Consider the following 20,651-nt stretch of genomic DNA (forward strand, 5'->3'; position numbering starts at 1 on the left):
TGGCGTTTGCTCGTTCGCCGACGCGATGCCCGCGGGGGACCGGAAGATGTGGAAGAGGCCGTTCCCCCGGGTGTCCCCGGGCGCGGGCCTCCTCCTGCCGGGCGCCATGCCGGCGGGCATGACCGACCCCTGGGAAAGCGGCGTGCGTATGTCGGATGACCTCGGCAATATCGATCTCAACATTCTCATCGCCCTGAACGCTCTGCTGGCCGAACGCAGCGTGACACGGGCGGCGGAGCGGGTCTTCGTGGGACAACCGGCGATGAGCGCCTCGCTCGCCCGGCTGAGGAGCCACTTCGGGGATCCGCTGCTCGTCAGGCAGGGGCGGGGGATGACGCTGACCCCGTTGGCCGAGTCGCTGGTACGGCCGACGCAGCAGGCTCTGGCGGCGGTTCAGGCCGTCATGGGGGTGAGCAAGACCTTCGACCCCGCCACCGGCCCTCCTCGCACCTTCACCGTGATCGCCAGCGACTACGCCCAGACGGTGCTGATCCGCCCCATTCTGCGCAAAGTGGAGGCGGAATCGCTCAACATCCGCGTCAACGTCTTCCCCGCGCAAGCCGACTTCATCGACCAGCTCCGCCGGGGACAGTGCGATCTGCTGATCTGGCCGACCAGCCTTGCCCAGAATCTGTCCGGCTTCTTCAGCGAGACGCTGTTCACCGACGAGTTCGTGGTGGCCGTCGACGAGAACCACCCCGGAGTGGGTGACACCATCACCGTCGAGGAGCTGCGGCGGCTGCCATTCCTCGGGATCAACGGGCCGATGACATCGATCGTGGAGTCCCACTTCGACCGCCTGGGCGCCCGGCTCCGGGTCGCCGCCGACGTCGGGGGTTTCGCCATGGCCCCCCACGTTGTGCCCGGGACCCGGCTGGTCACCGTGTTCCAGGGACTCCTCGCGGACGAAGCCGCGGGGTCGGGGCTCAGGACGATGCCGCTACCGGTGCCCATGACCACGCTGACCGAGGCCATGTACTGGCATCCCCGCAACAACCAGGACGCCGCCCATCGCTGGTTCCGTCACCAGCTCCTCGAGGTCGCCGCCGGACTCAGGCTGTGAGCCGCCGCTTGCGGATCAGGCTGATGCCGTCCGCCATGGGGATCAGCGACATCTCCACGCGGGCGTCGTCGCGGACCAGCGCGTTGAACGCGCGGACCCCTTCGGTGTCGGCGTCCCTCGCCTCGGCATCTCGAGGATCCCGCGCGCCGGGGTGAGACCCGCCAGCAGCGTCAGCAGCTGGCCCTCCTCGGGCATGACCTGCATCGCGCTGCCCGCGGGCAGGTGGGACGTCTGCTCGCGCAGCTCCGCGAGGACGGCGTCCTCGCGGTCACACCCGGCTCCCGCGGCGGGACGAGTCCGGTCTGGTACATCTGCCGGCGGCGGCCCGCGTCCACGGTCACGGTGGGCGGGCTGAACTCCGGCCGGTCGGCGAGGCCGGACTCGGCCACGCCCAGCGCTTCGAGCCGCTGCCACGCCTGGTCGTGGTCGTTCTTGCTGGCGACCGACTGGAGGATGCCGCGGCCGTCCAGTTCGGCGATGAGCTTTTCGACCGAGGCGGGCAGCGTCACCTCGCCGTCCTCCAGGAGCGTGCCCTGCCACAGGGTGTTGTCCAGGTCCCACACCAGGCACTTGACGATGGTGGCTGGTTCCGTCACCGCTTCTCCTCGTCCCAGCTCGCTGCCATCGACACCGCGTGGTCGGCGAGGATCAGCTGGCAGATCTCCGTGCTGCCCTCGATGAGCTCCATGAGCTTGGCGTCGCGGTACGCGCGCTCGACCACATGACCCTCGTGCGCCGCGGCCGAGCCCAGGACCTGCACCGCCGTGGCGGCGCCCTGCGCGGCCTGGACCGCGCTCACCTGCTTGGCGAGGACGGTGGCGATGACCATGTCGGGAGAGCCGCTGTCCCAGCCGCGGCTGGCGTGCTCGCACACCCGGGTGGCGATCTGCTCGGCGGTCAGCAGATTCGCCAGGTGGCGGCCGACGAGCTGGTGGCGGGCGAGTGGTTCACCGAACTGCCGGCGGTCGCGGGCGTGGCGGCGGGCGGCGTCGAGACAGGCCCGCAGCATGCCCACGCAGCCCCAGGCGACCGAGATCCGCCCGTACGCCAGCGCCGTCGTCACCAGCAGCATCAGCGGCTGCCCACCGCCGAGGACCGCGTCGGCGGGCAGCCGCACCTCGTCGAGGCGTACATCCGCGTGGCCCGCCGCCCGGCAGCCGGACGGCAGCGGCACCCGGCGTACGGTGACGCCCGGAGCCGAGGCGGGGACCACCACGGCCGCCGCACCGGAGCCGTAGCGGCCGACGACGACGATCACATCGGCGTAGTGGGCGGCGGTGGTCCACACCTTCCGCCCGCGGACGACGACCGCGTCCCCGTCCGGTTCGATGGTCGTGGTCATCGCCGACAGATCGCTGCCCGCCTCCGCCTCGCTGAACGCCACGGCGGCGAGTTGGCCACCGGCCAGCTTCGGCAGGTACATCGCGTGCTGCCGCGGGCCGCCCAGGCGCTGGATGGCCCACGCGGCCATGCCCTGCGACGTCATCACGCTCCGCGGGGAGCTGCACCGGCTGCCGACATACGCCGTGAACTCACCGTTCGCCGCGCTGGTCGCGCCAAGGCCGCCGAAGTCCGCCGGCACCCCCGCGCACAGCAGCCCGCGGGCCGCCAGCGTCCGCAGCACCTCATCGGGGATCTCACCGGTCCGGTCCCACTCCGCGGCCCGGTCGCCGACGAGGTCGTCGACGAGCTCGCGCGCACCGGCGAGCGGCTCAGGCACCGGCGGGCTGCCCGGCGTCGCGCAACCGCAGCACGAGGGCGGTCATGGCCGCCACGGTGCGGAAGTTGTCCCGCTTGAGGTCGTCCCCCAGGATCTGCACCGAGAACGCCTGCTCCAGGTGGACGACGAGCTCCATCGCGAACATCGACGACACCAGTCCGGAGGCGAAGAGGTCCTGGTCGGCGGGGACCTCCGCGTTCACCCGCCCCGAGACGAACCCCGCGATCCCCTGCTCGATCCGCTCAGCGGTGATGGCCTGCTCCGCGCTCATGAAAGCACCCCTTCGTAGTCATAGAAACCGCGCCCCGTCTTGCGGCCGAGATCGCCGCGGCGCACCTTCTCCCGCAGCAGGTCACAGGGGGCGAAGGCGGTATTTCCGGTCCGCTCGGCAAGCAGCCGAAGGGCGTCCGCGAGATTGTCGAGCCCGATGAGGTCGGCGGTGCGCAGCGGCCCGGTCGGATGGCCGAGGCACCCCTGCATCAGCCGGTCCACGGACTCGGCGCTCGCGGTGCCCTCGGCCACGATTCTCGCCGCCTCGTTGATCATGGGGTGCAGCAGCCTGCTGGTGACGAACCCGGGCGCGTCGTGCACCACGACCGCCTTCTTCCCCAGGCGCCCGAGCAGGGAGAACACCGCGGCCACCGTGTCCTCGGCGGTCTGCGGGCCGCGGATCACCTCCACCATCTCGATGAGATAGGCCGGATTCATGAAGTGCACCCCGGCCAGCTCCGCGGGCCGCCGCACCGACTTCGCCAGCTCGTCGATGGGAATCCCCGAGGTGTTGGTGATCAGCGTGGTCCCGGGGGCGACCACGCCGGAGACCTCCGCCAGCGTCCGCGCCTTGAGCGAGGAGTCCTCGGTGATCGCCTCGATCACCGCGGTGGCATCCGCCGCGGCCTCGCCGGACAGCGCCGTCGTCAGTGTTCCGGTCGCCTGGGGGTCCGGGAAAGCGCCCATGAACCGCCCGTGCCGCAGCTGCTGGGCGATTTCCGCCTCAGCGGCGCGCAACACGTCGTCCGAGACGTCGACGAGGACCACGTCCACCCCACGGCCCAGTGCCAGTGCGGTGATGCTGCGCCCCATCACCCCTGCGCCGAGAACGGCGATCGTGTCCGAGCGCGGATTCGCCGTCACTCTGCCTCCGTGATTCGTCCCGTTCGGTGTGCCATGACGCTAGTCGGCTGGTCGAACACCCCGGAAGGCACCTGGTATCGATCAAGGGCATCGGCGCCAGGGATACCAGACCTATCGAGCAAACCGCCCAGCACGCGCATACCGGGCCCCGCTCGGGGCTCGTGTGGAGGGCTCCTCTAGGATCTTCGGCATGGCGAAGCGCGCGGTCCATCGGCGGGCCCGGAAGATATTGGGTGAGGAGCCCGTGGCCCTGGTCTGGTGCGAGGTCCACAAGCCCATTCCCACGCCGCCCAAAGAGGCACACCGCGCCGCGGGCGGGGGACGGCTGAAGCCCGGTCACCACTGGCTGCTGTACGTCGGTGCGGTGGTGTTCTTCTTCGTCGTCGTCCCGGTGATGCTGATCGACAAGCTGGGCACCGGCCGACGTGACCGGCCGAACGCCCGCCCCTCCGGCTCCGGCCGCGATCGCGGACAGGATCCGACGAACGGCGTCTTCGACGGCGACTGGAGCCTGACCGCGGGCCAGCTGCTGCTGCACTGGTACGGGCACTCACCCAACCCCAAACGCCTGGTCATGCTGGCCCGCGACCGCGTCTGCATCGCCACCTCCCCTCGCCGTCGGCTGTCGCCCACCAAGGCCGGTGACTTCCGGATCGTCGCGGAGTTCCCCCTCGATCAGGCCCGCCTCGAGGGCGAGGCGGGCCAGCCGCGCGGATTCGCCACCTTCCGGCTCCGCTTCGCCGACGGCTCCTGGCTGGAAGTGGGGCGGCTGGGCGAACCCGAGGACGCGGACCACTTCCTTCGCACCGTCAACGGCTGATCAACCTCCATGGCTACCTCTCATTCGCCCCAGTCCCGCGACGACCGGCGCACCGAGCTGCGGGAGTTCCTGCGCAGCCGCCGGGCCCGGGTCTCGCCGGCCGATGTCGGCATGCCCGACGGTGGCCGGCGGCGCACACCGGGTCTGCGGCGCGAGGAGGTCGCGGTGCTGGCAGGCGTCGGGGTGTCCTGGTACACGTGGCTTGAGCAGGGGCGCGACATCAAGGTGTCCGAGCAGGTCCTCGACGCGATCGCCCGGGCGCTGCTGCTGGGCTCCGCCGAGCGCGCCCACCTGTACCGCCTGGCCGGGCTCAATCCGCCGCAGGCCCCCTCCGCGCCCACGGTGGCACCCTCACCCGAGGTGCGGCGGTTGCTGGACGCGTGGTCACCGCGGCCCGGCTATGTTCGCGACCGCCACTGGAACTTCACGGCCGTCAACGACGCGGCACGCGTGGTGTTCGGCTATCGCGAGAGCGACCACAACTGCCTGGTCTCCTTCTTCACCAACGCCCGCTACCGGGTGCTGCACCAGAACTGGGCCGAGACCGCACCCGATGTGGCCGCCGCCTTCCGGGCCGACGCGGCGCGTTACCCGGACGATCCGGAGTTCGGCCGCATCGCCACCGACCTGGCCGCGGCAAGCCCCGAATTCGCCGAGCTGTGGGCGCGCCACGACGTGGCCGAGCACACCAGCGCGGTGAAGGCGGTCCAGCACCCCGACGCCGGGACGATGATCTTCGATGCCACCTTGCTGCCGCTGCCCGAGCACCCCGGACACCATCTGATCCTGCACAACCCGCGTCCCGGCACCGACACCCAGCAGCGGCTGGAGACGCTGCTGCGGCAGCACAGCCTGGTGGTGCCACACCCAGGATGAGGGGACACTGCCCGCGTCGCCGCCGCGCCCGCAGGATCGTGGACATGAGCAACAGCAGCAGGCAGATGATGAAGGCAGTGACCATCCCCGAGTTCGGCGACGCCGATGTGCTCCGCGTCGCCACCGTTCCCGTCCCCGAGCCCGGGCCGGGCCAGGTCGCCATCGACGTGGCGTACGCCGGCGCCAACTTCGCCGAGGTTCTCTACCGGCGCGGCGTGGTCGACGTGCCGCTTCCCTTCGTGCCCGGTATCGAGGTGGCGGGGCGGATCCGGGCCGTCGGTGCGGACGTCGAGGGCCTGACCGCCGGGCAGCCGGTGGCCGCGCTCTCGATCGTGGACAGCGGTGGCTACGCCGAGGTGGTGGTCACCTCGGCGGACCTGGTCGTCCCGCTGGACGGCCTCGGGATCGGGATGGACGTCGCCGCGGCGCTGCCGTCCAACAGCACCACCGCGTTCCTCGTACTCGACCGGGTGGCCCGGATCGAGCCCGGAGAACGCGTTCTGATCCATGCGGCGGCCGGCGGCGTGGGAAGCCAGCTCGGCCAGGCCGCCCGCCTGCTGGGCGCGGGCCACGTGGTCGGTACCGTCGGCAGCGCGGCCAAGATCGAGACCGCCAAGCGCTTCGGCTACCACGAGGTGATCACGCGGGACCGGATCGCCGACGCCGGCGAGTTCGACGTCGTGGTCGACATGGTCGGCGGCCCGGCCCGCCGGGCCGGCCTGGACCGGCTGGCCCCGATGGGGCGCCTGGTGGTGATGGGCAACGCCTCCGGCGCCGAGGACATCGGCATCCCGGCCAACGAACTGTGGTTCACCAACAAGACCGTCTCCGGCTTCAACCTGGCCGCCTTCTCCGCCGCCTTCCCCAAGGAGACGAACCAGGCGCTTGGCCGCGCGGTGGCGGCCGCGGCCACGGGAGATCTGCGGGTGCGGGTCGAAACCCTGCCGCTGGAGCAGGCCGCCGAGGCCCACCGCCGCATCGAATCGGGCACCACCACGGGCAAGCTCGTGCTCGAGGTCGCCGCGTCGTGACCTACGGCCGAGGCCTCAGAGGCTGCATCTCCCGGCGGCGAGTGCCGTGATCGCGCACTCGGCCGCGTGCCGGGCCGCGAGCGCGGAGGGGAAGGGCCCACGACCGTGGCAGGCACGATCGGCCGGTCCGCTCGTGAACCGCCACTGCCAGGCCGTGCGTTCGCCAGGGGGCGAGGGGTGGGGCCAGACGGACCGCGCGGCCGGGGGCGCGTTCTCCGCTCTCCGGACTAGGACGCCGTGGAGCACGCCGCCGATAACGGCCGCGGCGTGCCTCCCGCTGTCGTCGACGGTCCACTCCAGAGGTGTCGGGGTCGACTCCGACACCTCCAGGAGGGCGTCGGCGAGGTCGGCCAGCGTCCGGTACAGCGCGGCGCGTACCGCGTCGGCGTGGGACCGGCCCCACCGGCATGGGGTCCGTTCGGCGATCTCGTCCACGAGGGTCTGCGCAGCGAGGTCGTCCAGGGGGTCTGACCGCTCCAGACGCCCCCGAACCACGACCGCGGCAGCGCCCCACGTGAGGTCGTCGCGGGTCATGGCGGTGGTGCGGGCCAGTGCCCCCAGGTCGGCGGGCCCCAGGTCGTCGACCGTCCGCTGGATGCAGCGGGCGGCCGCGTCCGACGGTGGCGGGACGTCGGCCTTCAGGAGGCCGGCGCGTACCTCCGTGGCCGCGCTTACGTCGCCCGGCTGCGCCACGCCCAGCGGCACCGACGCCACTGCGTGGAGCACCTGGCCGTAGACGCGACGTGCCGGATGAGGTCCCGAGGGCGGCGAGGGGCGCCCTGACAGCGCGCACATGGCGTCCAGCAGGTCTGCGTGCGCGACCCTCAGGCTCGCGCACGCCCTCGGCAGGCGGCCGTCCATCCCGCCCCCCTTTCGTTTCGGGGATGCTGCGGGCGGCCGGCCCGGACGGCGGTGCGGGGGGCCGTGCCGGACCGGCCGCGCGGTGTGCCCGGCTAGTCGTCCAGCACTGCCAGCGCGTCGACCTCGACGAGCAGTCCGGGAGGAAGTTGCATATAGACAGTGGTGCGGGCGGGGAACGGCTCGCCGACGGCCGTTGCGTACGCCTCGTTCATCTCGGCCAGGTGGGCGGGATCGGTGAGGTAGACGCGGAGCATCACGACGTCCTCCAGCCCCGCTCCGCCCTCCTTGAGCACGGCGGTGACGTTGCGCAGGGTCTGTGCGGTCTGCTCGGCGACCGTGGTGCCGACGACCTCGCCGGAGTCCGGGTCGAGCGGGAGCTGCCCGGAGACCTGGAGGACGGGGCCCTTGCGGATGCCCTGGGACAGCGGTGCCGGCAGGGCGGGTGCGTTCTCGGTGGTGATGACGGTTCTGGTCATGGTGGTGTCCTTGAAGGAGATGGGTGCAGGCCCGTGCGGCGGGTTCAGACCCAGGCTCGTCGTTCCTGGCTGCGGGGGTCGTCGACCTGTGTCCACTCGGCGTCGATGCGCATCGTGGCCCGGCGCTCGGTGTCGTACGGGTCCCAGCCGGGGTCGCCGGTGGTGGCGAAGCGGACCCAGGTGTTGTGCATGCGGGTGGCGAGCTCCGCGGGGGGCTTGTCGGGGCCGAGCAGAGCGCCCGCGCCCCGCAACTGGGGGAGCTGCGCGAGGTCGAAGACGAACGGGAGTTCCATCGCGTGGGTGGCGCCGAGCTCTCCGTTCAGCGCCGTCGAACGCCAGGCGAACTCGTAGGCGAAGGTGGCGGACTCGGGATGGGCGGCGTGTGCGCCGGCCAGGGCCCGGCTGCCCGCGCCGAACAGCGCGTCGCCCATGATGGCCGAGCGCAGCTCGCCGAAGGACGCGTCGGGGCGGGCCTTGCGGTACGTCTCGACGAGCCGCGCCGGGTGCGGGTGCGAGCGGGCCGCCGTGTCGTCGACGTCATCGGCGGTCGAGGTGGCGTACTTGTCCACGGGGACCAGGTAGAGGTTTCCCTCCTCGGTGTTGGTCCCGATGAGCAGGTCGATGTCGGCGGCGAGGCCGGCGGCGACGGATTGGGCGGGCTGGGTGTCCAGGACCAGGCTGAAGGGGCTGAGGCCGATCAGCGGGTCGTAGTGCGTATCGGTCCGCAGGTCGATGCCCGCGAGCCGGGAGGCGGCCTCGACCAGGCGTTCGTCGGGGATGTCCGCGAAGGCGTCGACGTGGGGCTCGATGCCCAGCACCTCGGCGGCGGCCTTGGTGACACGGGCGGCCTGTTCGGTCGTGAACGCGCCCAGGCCGCTGCCGCTTTGGACGATCGCCCGGCGGAAGAGGCCCGTGGCTTCGCGGGTGGCGAGGACGCCGCCGACGATGGTGGCCCCGGCCGACTGGCCGAAGAGGGTGACGTTGTGCGGGTCACCGCCGAAGGCGGCGATGTTCTCGCGGACCCAGCGCAGGGCGGCGACGACGTCGAGCAGGCCGCGGTTGGCGGGTGCGCCGGGGATGTCGAGGAACCCGGCGATGCCGAGCCGGTAGTTGAGGGTGACGAGGACGACGCCGTCGCGGGCGAAGGCGGATCCGTCGTACAGGGCGGAGCGTGTCGATCCGGCGACGAATCCGCCGCCGTGAACGAAGACCATGACGGGCAGGTCGCCGTTGGCGGCCGCGGGGGTGAAGACGTTGACGGTGAGGTAGTCCTCGCCTCGGCTCCAGCCGGTGCCGAAGTAGGGGGACATGTCCACGCTGCCGAGTCTGCGCTCGGACTGGGGTGCGTTGGGCCCCGGCACGGTGGCGTCCCGTACGCCGCCCCAGGGCTCGTGCGGCCGCGGCGGGGCGAATCGGCCGGCGCCGCGCGGCGGCGCGGCGTAGGGGATGTTCAGGAAAGCGGCGGTGCCGTCGTCCTGGCGCAGACCGCGGACGGCTCCCTGCGCGGTGGTCACGACGGAGTCGGTGTGGTGGTTCACGGTGGTGCTTGCCTTTCTTCGGGCCTCAGACCTGCTCGCCGTACGGGGTGAACGGGGCCCAGCCCTTGATGGCGAACGTGCTGCCCTCGCGCACGACTTCGGCGGCGCCGTGGCCGCCCAGGTGCGCGGGGATGACGAGGGCGTTGTTGTCGGCCGCCCAGCCCAGCACCTTGCGGCGGGTGGCGCGGGCGCCCGCGGGGTCCTCGCAGAAGCAGCTGTTGGCGTCCGGTTCGAGGATCTGCACCGGGTTGTGCAGCATGTCGCCGACGAACACCGCGCGGTCCGACCCGGAGGTGAGGGTCAGCACGGAGGAGCCGGGGGTGTGGCCGGGCGCCGCGTCCAGGCGCAGGCCGGCGTCGATCTGGTGGCTGTTCTCCCACAGCAGCGCCTGGCCGGCCTGGTGCACCGGGGCCACGCTGTCCTCGAAGACGTTCTGGTTGCCGCGGCCGAGCAGCGGCTTGTGGTCGTTCTCGGGGTTCCAGAAGTCGAAGTCGTCCTTGGGCATCAGATAGGTGGCATTGGGGAATGTGGGAACCCAGCGCCGCCCGTCCAGGTAGGTGTTCCAGCCGACGTGATCGACATGGAGATGCGTGTTGATCACGATGTCCACGTCCTCGGGCTTGACACCGGCGCGCGCGAGATTGGCCAGGAAGTCCGTTTCCAGATGGCTCCAGACCGGCGCGTACGGGCGCTCCTTGTGATTGCCCACGCCCGTGTCGACGAGGATGGTCCTGCCCTCGCTGCGCAGCAGCCAGGTCTGGATCGCGGAATTCACGATATTGGTCTCGGAATCCAGGAAATGCGGGGTCAGCCAGGGAGAAGCTTCTTCCCAGACTTCCTTCGAGCTTTCCGGGAAGAAGGTGTCGGGCGTCATGTCGACGGAACCGTAGTATTCCCAGACCCGGGTGATCGTGACGTTGCCGAGCTTGATCTGTTCCATGGTGTTTCCTCGAGAATTCGAAGGCTTTCCTCTAACGGTATGTGCGGCCCCGATGGCCTGGTATCCGTCACGTGACTGCACCTGCCCGCGAGCGCCGGGCACCGGGCGAGACCGCTTGTAGCCTGGGTGGGACAAGGCAAGGCGGCTCCGATCGAAGAGCCACAATTCCTGGAGACCCCGTGGACGAGCACACAGCCGGCCTTCGTGCGGTCGCGGGACCGGAGTCGGCCGGGGAAAGGCCGATCTTCGGCCGGGACGCGGAGCTGGCACGCCTCTTTCATGCGGTGGACTCGGCGTCGGCCGACCCGGTTCTGGTGCTTCTCGGTGACGTGGGCATGGGAAAGAGCGCGCTGCTGGACCGGGTGGCGCGTCGGGCCGAAGCGAGCGGCGCCCGCGTCCTGCGCGCTGAGGGCAGTGAGTCGGAGTCGAACCTGGCGTTCTCCGCCCTGCACCAGCTGCTGCGGCCGGTATCGGCTGAGGTGGACCGGCTGCCGGAGAGGCAGCGCGCGGCGCTGCGCGGCGCCTTCGGAGCGGGGCCGGCCCCGGCGGAAACCGACCTCATGCTGATCGGTGTCGCCGTGCTGAGCCTACTCTCGGCCCTGGGGGACCAACGGGCTGTGGTCGTGGTGCTGGACGACACCCAGTGGTTCGACCGTGCGTCCCTGGACACACTGTCCTTCGCGGCCCGACGGCTGGCAGGCGAACCGGTCACCATGCTGCTCGCCGCCCGCGTCGGCGAGCACCTGCGGGGGTTCGACCGGCATGTGCCCACGCTCACCCTGGGACCGCTCGACGACGCCGCGGCCGGTCGGCTGCTGGACCTGCGGCCGCAGCCCCCGACCGGCCGGATGAGGACACGGATCCTCGACGAGGCCGATGGCAACCCGCTGGCTCTGACCGAACTGACCAGGGCGGTCACCGCCCGGGAAGCGGACACGAAGCCGCCGTCCACAGGTCCGCTTCCCCTCACCGATCACCTGGAACGGATCTTCGCGGCCCGCTTGAACCGCCTGCCGGCCTCGACCACGCGGGCCCTGCTGCTCCTGGCCGCCATGGACACCGTCGACTCCGCGATCGCCGTCCCGGCCGTGCTGCCGAACGCCGAGGACGAGGCATGGCCGCCGGCCGAGCAGGCCGGGCTGGTTCGGCGGACGGGCCAGGGCCTCCGGTTCAGCCACCCGCTGGTGCGGTCCGCCGTGTATCACGCCGCGCCCGTCGACGCCCGGCGCGCGGCGCACCTCGCGCTCGCCGAGCCGCTGCGGGACGAGCCGGACCGCCGAGCCTGGCACCTCGCCGCCGCGGCCACGCGCCCGGACGCGGCCGTAGCGGCGGAGCTGGAGCGGACCGCCGACCGGGCCCGCCGGCGCGGCGGCCACGCGGCGGCGGCGAAGGCCCTGCAACGCGCCGCGGAACTCGCACCGCAGCGCGAGGACAGTGCCCGCCTGCTGGTCGAAGCCGCCGCGGCGGCCGTGCTCACCGGTGACCTCGCCTGGGTCGAGGAACTGGCCGCCGGGGTACGCGCGCGTACCGACGACGCGTCGCTCCTGGCCGACGCCGCCGCCCAGGTCGGACGGCTGGCAGTACTGACCGTGCGCCACACCGTGGTCTTCTCCCGGCTGGCCGATGCCGCCGAGCGGTTGGCTCTCGCGCGGCCCGCCACCGCACTGGACCTTCTGGCGGGCGCCGCCGTGGTCCGTTTCTACTGCGGAGAGGACGCCCAGCGGCACCGTACCCGGGCCGTCCTGCGGCGCCTTCCCGAGGACGCGTCCCACGCATGGTTGCGCACCTGGGTGCGCGCCGTGTCCGACCCCTTCGACGACAGGGCCGGACTGCTCTGCCTGCTCCCGCGAGTCGCCGCCGAGGCGCGACGCCGCCCCGACCGGCTCACCGCATTCGCGATCATGGCCTGGCTGCTGGACGAGACCCCGCAGGCCGTCCGCGCCTTCGACGAGGCCTTCGACCGCTGGGGAACGCGGGGACCGCTGCCGGACGGGCTCGGCGGCGCGGCCGCCTGGAGCTATGTGGAACAAGGACGATGGGGGCGCGCCCGGGAGGCATGCGCCCGCAGCAGCGCGCTCGGCACGACGGCCGGCCTCGACCACGCCGTGGCATGCGCGGCCGCGGTGGACGCCACGGTGCTCGCCTACCAGGGGGACGCGACCGCGGCCCGCGCCCGGGCCGAGGACGCGCTCGCCCTGATCGACCCATGGGAGAGCCGCTCGGTAGCCGTCTACGCCCGTCGTGCGCTCGGCGCCGCCGCCCTGGCGGAAGGCGCGCATGAGGCGGCGTACGACCAACTCAGGACGGTCTTCACCGCGGATGGCGCACCCGTGCACTACCACGCCTCGTATCCGGCCCTCGCGGATCTGGCCGCCGCCGCGGTGCGCAGCGGCCGCCGCGAGGAGGCCGCCGTGATCGTGGAGCGTTCCGCTCGCGCCCTCGCCGACAACGCCTCACCCCGGCTGCGCGCGCTGCTCGAGCGGGCCCGTGGCCTGCTGGCCGACCCCGAGGACGCCGAGCCGCACTTCCGGGCGGCCCTGGCCGACCCGGTGCTCGAGCACTGGCCCTTCGAACGTGCCCAGACCCTGCTGGACCTCGCCGAGTGGCTGCGGCGCCGGCGACGCATCGCCGAGGCGCGAGCGCCGCTCGCCGAGGCCCTGGAGACCTTCCGGCGCCTGGGCGCCCGCCCGTGGATCGAGCGCGCCAGGGCCGAAGCACGCGCCGCCGGTCTCGACGTCACGGACTCCACCCCCGACGCGCTCGCCGAGCTCTCCCCGCAACAACAGCAGATCATCCGGCTCGCCGCCCGCGGACTGACCAACCGCGAGATCGGCGAGAAGCTCTTCCTCTCCCCGCGCACGGTGAGCTCGCACCTCTACCGCAGCTTCCCCAAGCTGGGCATCACCGCCCGCTCCCAGCTGCGCGAGCTCATCGAGAACACCCTCGTGACAGCCGGCCACCAGGACTGAGGCCACGTCCGGCGGCAGAAGCGGAGAGCCCGGTCACCGAGAGCGGGCCGCCGAACAGGGAGCAGAGCTGGGCCCACAGCGGCCCGTTGGGCATGCCGCTCCCGGTCAGGTTGAAGACGGCGATGATCCAGACCAACCCGCCCGCCGCCGTCCTGGTCGAACAGTCTCCGCGCGGCCCGGTGCACCGAGCGAAGCAGGGGGCCATCCAGACGAGGAAGGGCACCCGCCGGTACCAGCGCCGACCCCTGGGCGTCGGCCGGTAGGGCCCGGGCGGCGGGGGCGGGGCTCGTACGGATGCGGTGTCGGCGGCGGCCCGTAGGGACCCGCTGCCGGTGCCTTCCCGCCCATGCGTGTCGACCACGCGTCTTTCGCCAGTGGCCGGGGATTTGTAAGGTACGCGGTTCGATGTCCTCTCGCGGGCGGCCTGTTCGGTGGACGGGGAGACTATCCTCGTGCCACCGCGATCGAGCCCTGGAGCCGTTCCCCCGCCTCGTAGATCATGTACGGCACTCCGCGGTCGGTGCCGAACGACGGCGCCGCCGATCGGCCGTTCTCCGGCGGCCCGGAGCGGGAGTTGTAGAAGACGCCCAGATGGCGGCGGAGCGAGAAGTCCGCGCCCACCTCGGTGATCATGAGGTCCCCGCCGCTCTCCTTGTCCTTGTTGTAGACCACGTACGCCGAACCGTTGCGCGTGAGCAGGTGGGGGCCGCCGATGTTCACCGCGCCGACGTCCGAGTGGCGCACGAGCGGGGTCTGGGCGAAGGTCCAGGTCCGGCCGTCGGCGGACCAGCCCCAGCAGATGTCCCGGTGGTTGGTGGTGTTGTTGAGCATGAACAGCATCACGTATCGGGCCCCGCGCGACGGCAGGTCGTACCGGAAGACCCTGGCGTACGACGTCTCGGTGGTGCCCGACGGCATCATCGAGGTGGACAGGACGACCTTGTCGTACGTGAAGTGGACGCCGTCCCGGGAACGGGCGAGCCGTGTCGTGGTGTTCTCGCCGTGGAAGTACAGCCAGAACTCCTTGATGTCCTCCTTCCACAGCATATGCGGCGAGGAGACATGGCTGACCGAGTAGTGCGGGGCCCACTTGTTGGACACGATCGGGTTCGCCGGGTACTCCGTGAACGGGCCCTCCAGCGAGTTCCCGTAGGCGAGGCAGATGCCGCCGGGCGCGTCGTGCGGCGCGTAGTAGAGGTAGTAACGGCCGAGCGGGGACGCCAGCTTGTCGTAGACGCCGCGCACGGTCGGAAAGATGATCTCGCCCGTCGGGTTGTACTTCAGCTGCGACGGCGTCAGCAGCGTCCGTGCGTAGGTGTAGTCGGGGAAGCCTCCGGGCGCGGCCGACGCGGTCTGCGTCGACAGACCGCCGAGGGTGAGCGCGGCGCCGGTGACGGCGGTCGCGCGCAGAAACGTACGACGATCCGGGCCGGACTGCGGCTCTTGCATGATCGGCTCCTGAGGTCGGTTGCTGATGAAGGGGCGAAGGGGGGAGGGGGAAGAGACGTCACAGATAGGTCGTGGCGGTGACACACAGGCCCCCGAGCGCCACGACCCACACATACGGCAGCGTCCGCACCATCACCTGTTGCGGTGAGACGCCCGCGTACTGGGCGGCCCACACGGTCTGGGTGCTGGTCGGGTCGGCGACGCCGAAGACCTGGTTGTACGAGGTGGCCATGCCGAGGACGGCGGTGGCCGGGTAGATGCCGGTGGCGATGAGGACGCCCGCGATGCCGGCGCCGAGGCCGAAGACATTGAGCGGGCCGCGGTACAGGCACAGCGGCACCAGCACCGTGAAGACCAGGACGAACAGCACCGCGTTCCGTGGGCTGACCGCCTTGACCAGCGGCTCCAGCGCGTCGACCGCGCCGGGCAGTTTCACCGCGGCGAGCAGGATGCCGATCGCCACGAACAGCGTGATCGGGGGCGCCGCCACCTCGAAACCGCTGTACAGGGTGCGCAGCAGCCGTCGGTTCATCTCGCGCGGCCGAGTCGTCGTCACCAGTGCGTACAGCACCCCCGCCAACAGCGAGGGAATGATGGCCAGTTCGAAGCCGAGGGCCAGGACCAGCGGTACCACCGGCGTCAGCAGCGCGTACCACGGGGCGTCGCCGAGCAGCTGCCGCCGGCCGCGTGACGTCGGCCTGCCCTCGAGCGACGTGAGCGACCAGGTGTGCTCCACGCCGCGCCGCCGCGACTCCACCAGGACGTACGCGACGGCCGCCACTAGCGCGAACGGGAACAGCTTGACCATGAAGCCGCGCACGGTGTCCACGGGCAGTTCCAGCGCCGTGGAGAAGAACTGCCACACCGGCAGCTCGAACGGGACCCCCACCGCGATGCCCATGAGGATCGTGCCGGCGGCCGTCACCTTCGGGATGCCCACCGCGATCATGGCCGGGATCCCGATGAGCCCGGCGAGCATCGCCGCGGGCGCGGACCCCGTCACCGTGCCCACGAGGGCCGACACCGCGAGGACGCCGAGCGCCACGAACTCCGGCCGGTCGCCGCCGAATTCGACGATCTTACGGACCAGGGTGGCCGCGATGCCGGTCTCCTCCAGGAGCTTGCCGAGCCATGAACCGAGCAGGATCGCGATCATCGTGGCCGCCAGCGCGGGCGCGCCCTCCTGGAGCACCGTGTCGAGCACGCTGTTCTGTCCGGTCAGCGGCGCGCCCGCGGCGAACGCGATCGCCACGGCGAGCAGCACCAGCGCGAACGCGGTGGGCAGCCTGCGGGTGAGCATGGCGGCGACGCCCGCCGCCATGAGAAGCAGAATCACGACACCCATCGATCCGTCTCGCTTTCGGGCACCTCTGGTTTTTTGGACATTGCGGCGGCCAGCGCCTCGGTGAGCAGCAGGGGGCTGCGGCCCAGGCCGCAGGTGGCGCGGGCGTAGGCGTGCGCGGCGAGTTCGTCGGCGCCCGCGACGTGCGCGTACAGGCGACGCGGCCCGAGCCGCAGCGCGGTGTGGCCGAGCGCCCGCTTGAACGCGGACCGGACATGCGCGTGATGGAGCCAGGCATGCGCCCGTTCGTGGGCGAGGGCCGCGGCCCGCACCGAGCCCGCGGGGAACCAGTGGCGCCAGCCGAGTTCGGCGACGAGCCGTTCGGCGCGGTCGACCGTGTCGACGTACACCTCGACCACCGGCGGCCGCGACCGGTACCGGGCCAGCAGCCCGGCGGCGAGCCCGCCGTCCCGCTCGATCACCCGGACCGGCACCGGATCGGGGGTCATGCGGCGTCCGAACTCCTCGGCCGCCTCGGCCCACCGGCGCAGGACCAGCAGGTCGCGACCCTCGTGCGTGGGCGTCCCCGCGAGCAGCCGTACGGCGAGGTCAAGGTCGTGGTCGAGGCCATGGTCGTGGTCGAGGCCATGGTCGCCTCTCATGCGCGGGACTCCACGACCGCGACCACCGGCTCGTCGGCCGCGCGCGCACGCAACTCGCTGCGGGCCAGCGCGAGCAGCGCCTCGGGTTCGAGCACCCCGGACAGATCCGCGATCCGGCCGCCCACCAGCAGGCGCACCGCGGGCGCCCGCACCCCGCCGTCGCCGTACGAGGTGGCCTCCCGCACCAGCGCGGCGAGCGCCTCGCCGGCCGCGCCCACGGTCGTCGCCTTCACCCGCGCGTCGGACACCCCGAGCCGCACCACCCCGTCCGCGTCCACGACGCGCACCGGCCGCCGCCCCGCGCGCAGCCGGCGCCGCACCTCCGTGCCGTACACCGTGTACGCGTCCGTTCCGGCCAGGATCTTCACCCGCGCCTCCTGCGCCTTGAGGCTGGTGGCGGCCGCGCGCAGCCGCTCGGTGTCATCGGCGCGGTGGGTCCGGTCCCGCGTGCGCAGCTCGGTCGCGCCGGTGGCGACGGCCCGTACGGTGCTGGTCTGCGGGTCGACCGTCACCTCGACCTCCACGCCGTCGGCCGCGGCGCCCTGCGCGACGACCGCCCGCTCGGCCTCGGCGCGCACGGCGAGGATGTGCTCCTGGGTGGCGCCGGGGATGATCCGCTCGACCTGCTCGCGGACCAGCGCGAGCGCCACCCCGATCGGGCTGATGACCTCGTGGTGGCGGGCGATGCGCCCCTCCAGACCGGCGGCCCGGGCCAGATGCGGGGTCACGGCCGCCGCTCCGCCACCCCCGCCCACCAGGACGGCGGTCTCCCGGCCGAGCCGGTAGTCGCGGATCATCGTGTCCACGACCGCCCGCACCGACGCGGTCCCCGCGTCCAGCACGGCCCGCGCCGCGCCCGCCACCTCCATGCCGAGCACGGCGGCGAGCGGGGCGAGCGCCGCCCGCGCCACCTCCGGGTCGCAGCGCGCGAAGTCGCCCTCGGGAACCCGGCCGAGCGCGTTCGCCGCACACGTCATCGTCACGGCGAACCGGCCGCCCGCCGCGTCCAGGACCACATGGTCGTCGGGGTCGCCGTCCATCGGCCGCACCGTGGTGACCTTCGCGTCCCGCAGCTCCTCGAGCGAGGCGAAACAGGCGTAGGGGAGCCCGGCGATGTGCGCGCTGCGCGGACCGACGCCCGTGACCTTCCCGCCGGAGACCCGCACCATGGACCCGCCACCGACACCGACGGTGCGCACATCCAGGGCGTTGAGGTACGACGCCTTGCCGAGGATCGTCGCGTGCCGCACCGCCACCTTGCCGCGTCGCACCACACTGATGTCCGTCGACGTGCCACCCGTCTCCAGGAACACCCCCTCGCTGATCCGCTCCCGCATCAGCGCCCCCGCCACGCCCGCCGCCGGCCCCGACAGGACCGTCAGCAGCGGACGGCGCCGCATCTCGTCCAGCGACATGACACCGCCGTCGCACCGCATCACCATCAGCGGCGCCGTGACCCCGGCCTTGGTGATGGAGGAGTCGACGAGATCGGCCGTGGCCAGCATGCGCGGCAGGATCGCCGCGTTCACCACGGCGGTACGGGTCCGCTTGTGCAGCCCGTACAGCGACGTGATCTCGTGTGCCGCCGCGACCGGCAGCCCCGTGGACCGCGCCACGTCGAGCACGGCCTGCTCCCCTTCGGGCCGGTCCACCCCGAACGGCTCGGTGGCGACGATGACGTGGGCGCCCTCCTGCTGTACGCGGGTGACGGCCGCCCGCACCGCATCGCTGTCGAACGGGTCCGCCACATGCGCGTACACCAGCGGAAGCCGCTTGCCCGGGGCGACTTCCAGCTTCCCGAACGCGGCGAGGCGCCGGGTGAACACGGCACCCGCCCCGGTGCCGATCCCGATGAGCCCGACCTTCGCCACGTCGCCTTCCAGGAGCGCGTTCGTGGCCTGGGTCGTGCCGTGCGCCAGGAACGTGACGTCGGCCGGGGTGCGCCCGGCCTGTTCGAGGAGACGGCCGAGCGCCTGGACGATGCCGTGGGCGACGCCGTCCTCATGGTGGTGGCTGGTGGGCACTTTCACCTGGCCCACCAGTTCGAGCGTCGTGGCATCGACGGCCACGGCGTCCGTGAACGTGCCGCCCACGTCGATACCGACGCGGACGCGACGGTCAGGGGACATGTCAGGCACCTCCTTGTGCGTTGACGTGCGTGTGTTGCCGATGGGGGACCGGTCAGTAGCCGCGGATGTCGGGCCAGCTCCTTTGCACGCCCGCCCGGTCCAGCGCCCGCGCGAACTCCTCGAACCGCTTGTCGTCCGCCTGCACCTGGTGCGGCTCCACGTCCTCGGCCAGGCAGTGCGCGGCGAGCGCGCCCGCGACCTCGCCGACGTTCCATTCCACCGGGTGCAGGCGGTAGCAGCCGTTGGTGATGTGTGTCGTGCCGATGTTCTTGCCGGCGGGCAGCAGGTTCCGCACCCGGCGCGGGACCATCGCGCCCAGCGGGATCTCGAACGGCACGGAGCCGATGTCGATGTAGGTGTCGCCGCCGGTCGAGGGGTGCAGATCGATGCGGTACCCCCCGACGCCGACCGAGTCACGGTAGTGCTTGGTGCCGTACGGGCCCACGACGTCGATGGCGACGTCCTGCTCGACGACGGTCGTCACCGCCTTGATGCGCCGCGACTCGCGTACGTAAGGCCCCTTGGCGAGCCCGTCCGCCGTGCCCGTGACATCGGGGCGGATGCGCAGCCCGGGGAACCCGGTGCCGCCGTCCGCGCGCGGCGCCTCGGTCTGCAGCCAGTACAGGACGGACAGCGACAACTGCCGTGCCTCGCGGAGCGCTTCGGTCTCCTGGCCGATGAAGGGCTTCAGCCAGTAGTCGTTCAGGGGCCAGTTGACCAGTGTGATGTCCGAGTCGAAGGCTCCGGGCCGGTGCAGCTTGCGGGCCAGGATCCGGCGGAAACCCCACAGCTCCTTGTCCCCGGCGTCCGCGCTCTGGTCCGCGCTGACGGCCAGCGGATCCAGCTCGGGGTTGGGCACGAAGGTGCGCGGTACGGGCTCCAGGGTGCGTGGGTCGGGAGCCTCGAACCCGAGCAGCGGCCCCGGCCAGAAGTCGGGGCGGTAGGCGCGCCAGAAGTGATAAGTCTCGGGCCGGTCGATGGTGTGGTCCTCGCCCTCGTGGTGGGAGAGTGCGAAGCACACCGTGATGCCCTGCTGGTTGCCGGGCTGGGCCTGGGCGGGGGCGTGCGGCTCCCCGAACTCGTCGTGCGACTCGGCCCCGCTCGCGTGCTCCACACCGGCCAGCTCGAGCAGCTCACCGATCTCGGTGGCGTCGATGACGTAGGGGGCGGCGACGGTGCGCAGGGCGCCGCTGCGCAGGTCCCGTACCGTGACGGCCGTGATGGCGTCGTTGTCGTGTTCGGCGGAGACGGCCCGGTGCTCGGTCAGGACGGTCAGCAGCCCGGAGGCCCGGTGGGGCGCGAGCATCGCCTCCAGGACCGCGAGCGCGACGCGTGGCTCGTGGCACAGTTTGCTGACGCGGCCGGCGCCCGGGTTGAGTTCCGCGAGCCCGAGTGCTGCGCCCCGCAGCGGATACCACTGCCGGTAGTAGGCCCGGATGCCCTCGCGCAGGGCCCGGTACGTCGCCGTCGTGCCGAACCGCTCCACCCACGGGTGCTCGTCCGGCGGCACGGCCTGCGCCGTCAGCTGCCCACCGATCCAGTCGGTCTCCTCGGTCATCACCACGCGCCGGCCCGCCCGGCAGGCGGCGAGTGCGGCGGCGACGCCGCCGAGGCCGCCACCGACGATCAGGATGTCTGGCTGGGGTATCACCGTGCTCCTCGTGGTCGTGAACTTGGTTCCGCGGCAGCGCAGTTGACCCG

General features: G+C 72.2%; 19 protein-coding genes and 1 pseudogene. 5 read left to right on the forward strand and 15 right to left on the reverse strand.

Annotated elements, in window-relative coordinates:
* Nucleotides 1-148 precede the first annotated feature (148 nt).
* Nucleotides 149-1,063, forward strand: coding sequence for a LysR family transcriptional regulator (locus IEJ02_RS40955; protein WP_223865291.1), 915 nt, complete (start codon nucleotides 149-151; stop codon nucleotides 1,061-1,063).
* On the opposite strand, the gene IEJ02_RS49390 is transcribed toward IEJ02_RS40955, so the two are convergent.
* The 6 genes and pseudogenes from IEJ02_RS49390 to IEJ02_RS40980 form a co-directional block, all read right to left on the reverse strand.
* Complete coding sequence (locus IEJ02_RS49390; protein ID WP_263408033.1) at nucleotides 1,053-1,142, reverse strand: hypothetical protein; 90 nt, start codon at nucleotides 1,140-1,142, stop codon at nucleotides 1,053-1,055. The genes IEJ02_RS40955 and IEJ02_RS49390 overlap by 11 nt on opposite strands.
* The gene (locus IEJ02_RS49395; RefSeq protein ID WP_263408031.1) at nucleotides 1,106-1,267 is read right to left on the reverse strand and encodes a hypothetical protein; all 162 of its coding nucleotides are present in this window, start codon (nucleotides 1,265-1,267) and stop codon (nucleotides 1,106-1,108) included. The genes IEJ02_RS49390 and IEJ02_RS49395 overlap by 37 nt, the downstream gene beginning before the upstream one ends.
* 92 nt (nucleotides 1,268-1,359) lie before the next feature.
* Nucleotides 1,360-1,659: pseudogene (locus IEJ02_RS40965) on the reverse strand (HAD-IIIC family phosphatase); the annotation flags it as partial.
* Nucleotides 1,656-2,783, reverse strand: a complete 1,128-nt coding sequence (locus IEJ02_RS40970) for an acyl-CoA dehydrogenase family protein (protein ID WP_191069423.1) — start codon at nucleotides 2,781-2,783, stop codon at nucleotides 1,656-1,658. The gene IEJ02_RS40970 and the pseudogene IEJ02_RS40965, both read right to left, overlap by 4 nt.
* Complete coding sequence (locus tag IEJ02_RS40975; RefSeq protein WP_191069424.1) at nucleotides 2,776-3,054, reverse strand: acyl carrier protein; 279 nt, start codon at nucleotides 3,052-3,054, stop codon at nucleotides 2,776-2,778. Before IEJ02_RS40975 ends, IEJ02_RS40970 begins: the two co-directional genes overlap by 8 nt.
* Nucleotides 3,051-3,917 (reverse strand): 3-hydroxyacyl-CoA dehydrogenase family protein, encoded by an 867-nt coding sequence (locus tag IEJ02_RS40980; protein WP_317986051.1) that lies wholly within the window; start codon nucleotides 3,915-3,917, stop codon nucleotides 3,051-3,053. Before IEJ02_RS40980 ends, IEJ02_RS40975 begins: the two co-directional genes overlap by 4 nt.
* Before the next feature lie 190 nt (nucleotides 3,918-4,107).
* Between IEJ02_RS40980 and IEJ02_RS40985 the strand changes: the two genes are divergently transcribed.
* Genes IEJ02_RS40985 through IEJ02_RS40995 form a run of 3 tightly spaced genes read left to right on the forward strand, consistent with a single transcriptional unit; the run spans nucleotide 4,108 to nucleotide 6,644 of the window.
* Entirely contained in the window at nucleotides 4,108-4,737 is a 630-nt protein-coding gene (locus IEJ02_RS40985; RefSeq protein WP_191069425.1) for a hypothetical protein, read from the forward strand.
* A 9-nt stretch (nucleotides 4,738-4,746) separates the two neighbouring features.
* Complete coding sequence (locus IEJ02_RS40990) at nucleotides 4,747-5,613, forward strand: helix-turn-helix transcriptional regulator (RefSeq protein WP_191069426.1); 867 nt, start codon at nucleotides 4,747-4,749, stop codon at nucleotides 5,611-5,613.
* A 44-nt stretch (nucleotides 5,614-5,657) separates the two neighbouring features.
* Nucleotides 5,658-6,644, forward strand: coding sequence for a quinone oxidoreductase family protein (locus IEJ02_RS40995; RefSeq protein ID WP_223865287.1), 987 nt, complete (start codon nucleotides 5,658-5,660; stop codon nucleotides 6,642-6,644).
* 15 nt (nucleotides 6,645-6,659) lie between these two features.
* On the opposite strand, the gene IEJ02_RS41000 is transcribed toward IEJ02_RS40995, so the two are convergent.
* The 4 genes from IEJ02_RS41000 to IEJ02_RS41015 form a co-directional block, all read right to left on the reverse strand.
* Nucleotides 6,660-7,505, reverse strand: coding sequence for a hypothetical protein (locus tag IEJ02_RS41000; protein ID WP_223865288.1), 846 nt, complete (start codon nucleotides 7,503-7,505; stop codon nucleotides 6,660-6,662).
* Nucleotides 7,506-7,597: 92 nt separating this feature from the next.
* The gene (locus tag IEJ02_RS41005) at nucleotides 7,598-7,981 is read right to left on the reverse strand and encodes a RidA family protein (protein ID WP_191069427.1); all 384 of its coding nucleotides are present in this window, start codon (nucleotides 7,979-7,981) and stop codon (nucleotides 7,598-7,600) included.
* 44 nt (nucleotides 7,982-8,025) lie between these two features.
* Complete coding sequence (locus IEJ02_RS41010) at nucleotides 8,026-9,519, reverse strand: carboxylesterase/lipase family protein (protein ID WP_191069428.1); 1,494 nt, start codon at nucleotides 9,517-9,519, stop codon at nucleotides 8,026-8,028.
* 25 nt (nucleotides 9,520-9,544) lie between these two features.
* Entirely contained in the window at nucleotides 9,545-10,459 is a 915-nt protein-coding gene (locus IEJ02_RS41015; RefSeq protein WP_191069429.1) for an MBL fold metallo-hydrolase, read from the reverse strand.
* A 179-nt stretch (nucleotides 10,460-10,638) separates the two neighbouring features.
* Between IEJ02_RS41015 and IEJ02_RS41020 the strand changes: the two genes are divergently transcribed.
* Nucleotides 10,639-13,428, forward strand: a complete 2,790-nt coding sequence (locus IEJ02_RS41020; protein ID WP_191069430.1) for an AAA family ATPase — start codon at nucleotides 10,639-10,641, stop codon at nucleotides 13,426-13,428.
* A 444-nt stretch (nucleotides 13,429-13,872) separates the two neighbouring features.
* Here the strand turns inward: IEJ02_RS41020 and IEJ02_RS41025 are convergent, their stop codons facing one another.
* The 5 genes from IEJ02_RS41025 to IEJ02_RS41045 are packed head-to-tail and all read right to left on the reverse strand — an operon-like array spanning nucleotide 13,873 to nucleotide 20,601.
* The gene (locus IEJ02_RS41025; protein ID WP_191069431.1) at nucleotides 13,873-14,877 is read right to left on the reverse strand and encodes a twin-arginine translocation signal domain-containing protein; all 1,005 of its coding nucleotides are present in this window, start codon (nucleotides 14,875-14,877) and stop codon (nucleotides 13,873-13,875) included.
* A 58-nt stretch (nucleotides 14,878-14,935) separates the two neighbouring features.
* A complete protein-coding gene (locus tag IEJ02_RS41030; protein ID WP_191069432.1) occupies nucleotides 14,936-16,222 on the reverse strand; it encodes a TRAP transporter large permease subunit in 1,287 nt (428 codons plus the stop codon).
* Entirely contained in the window at nucleotides 16,210-16,821 is a 612-nt protein-coding gene (locus tag IEJ02_RS41035) for a hypothetical protein (RefSeq protein ID WP_191069433.1), read from the reverse strand. Before IEJ02_RS41035 ends, IEJ02_RS41030 begins: the two co-directional genes overlap by 13 nt.
* Entirely contained in the window at nucleotides 16,818-18,950 is a 2,133-nt protein-coding gene (locus IEJ02_RS41040; protein ID WP_191069434.1) for a hydantoinase/oxoprolinase family protein, read from the reverse strand. Before IEJ02_RS41040 ends, IEJ02_RS41035 begins: the two co-directional genes overlap by 4 nt.
* A 52-nt stretch (nucleotides 18,951-19,002) precedes the next feature.
* Nucleotides 19,003-20,601, reverse strand: a complete 1,599-nt coding sequence (locus IEJ02_RS41045; protein ID WP_191069435.1) for an FAD-dependent oxidoreductase — start codon at nucleotides 20,599-20,601, stop codon at nucleotides 19,003-19,005.
* Between the last annotated feature and the right edge of the window lie 50 nt (nucleotides 20,602-20,651).

This window comes from Streptomyces sp. 5-10 (assembly GCF_014712245.1).
GTDB lineage: Bacteria > Actinomycetota > Actinomycetes > Streptomycetales > Streptomycetaceae > Streptomyces > Streptomyces violaceusniger.

Bases quoted from the DNA above. Each gene is read 5' to 3' on its own strand.
- IEJ02_RS41035 (WP_191069433.1), bottom strand. From the start codon at position 16,821: ATGAGAGGCGACCATGGCCTCGACCACGACCATGGCCTCGACCACGAC.
- IEJ02_RS40975 (WP_191069424.1), bottom strand. From the start codon at position 3,054: ATGAGCGCGGAGCAGGCCATCACCGCTGAGCGGATCGAGCAGGGGATC.
- IEJ02_RS40995 (WP_223865287.1), top strand. From the start codon at position 5,658: ATGAGCAACAGCAGCAGGCAGATGATGAAGGCAGTGACCATCCCCGAG.
- IEJ02_RS41005 (WP_191069427.1), bottom strand. From the start codon at position 7,981: ATGACCAGAACCGTCATCACCACCGAGAACGCACCCGCCCTGCCGGCA.
- IEJ02_RS40955 (WP_223865291.1), top strand. From the start codon at position 149: ATGTCGGATGACCTCGGCAATATCGATCTCAACATTCTCATCGCCCTG.
- IEJ02_RS49395 (WP_263408031.1), bottom strand. From the start codon at position 1,267: ATGCAGGTCATGCCCGAGGAGGGCCAGCTGCTGACGCTGCTGGCGGGT.
- IEJ02_RS40990 (WP_191069426.1), top strand. From the start codon at position 4,747: ATGGCTACCTCTCATTCGCCCCAGTCCCGCGACGACCGGCGCACCGAG.
- IEJ02_RS41015 (WP_191069429.1), bottom strand. From the start codon at position 10,459: ATGGAACAGATCAAGCTCGGCAACGTCACGATCACCCGGGTCTGGGAA.
- IEJ02_RS41030 (WP_191069432.1), bottom strand. From the start codon at position 16,222: ATGGGTGTCGTGATTCTGCTTCTCATGGCGGCGGGCGTCGCCGCCATG.
- IEJ02_RS41040 (WP_191069434.1), bottom strand. From the start codon at position 18,950: ATGTCCCCTGACCGTCGCGTCCGCGTCGGTATCGACGTGGGCGGCACG.
- IEJ02_RS41025 (WP_191069431.1), bottom strand. From the start codon at position 14,877: ATGCAAGAGCCGCAGTCCGGCCCGGATCGTCGTACGTTTCTGCGCGCG.
- IEJ02_RS41000 (WP_223865288.1), bottom strand. From the start codon at position 7,505: ATGGACGGCCGCCTGCCGAGGGCGTGCGCGAGCCTGAGGGTCGCGCAC.
- IEJ02_RS40985 (WP_191069425.1), top strand. From the start codon at position 4,108: ATGGCGAAGCGCGCGGTCCATCGGCGGGCCCGGAAGATATTGGGTGAG.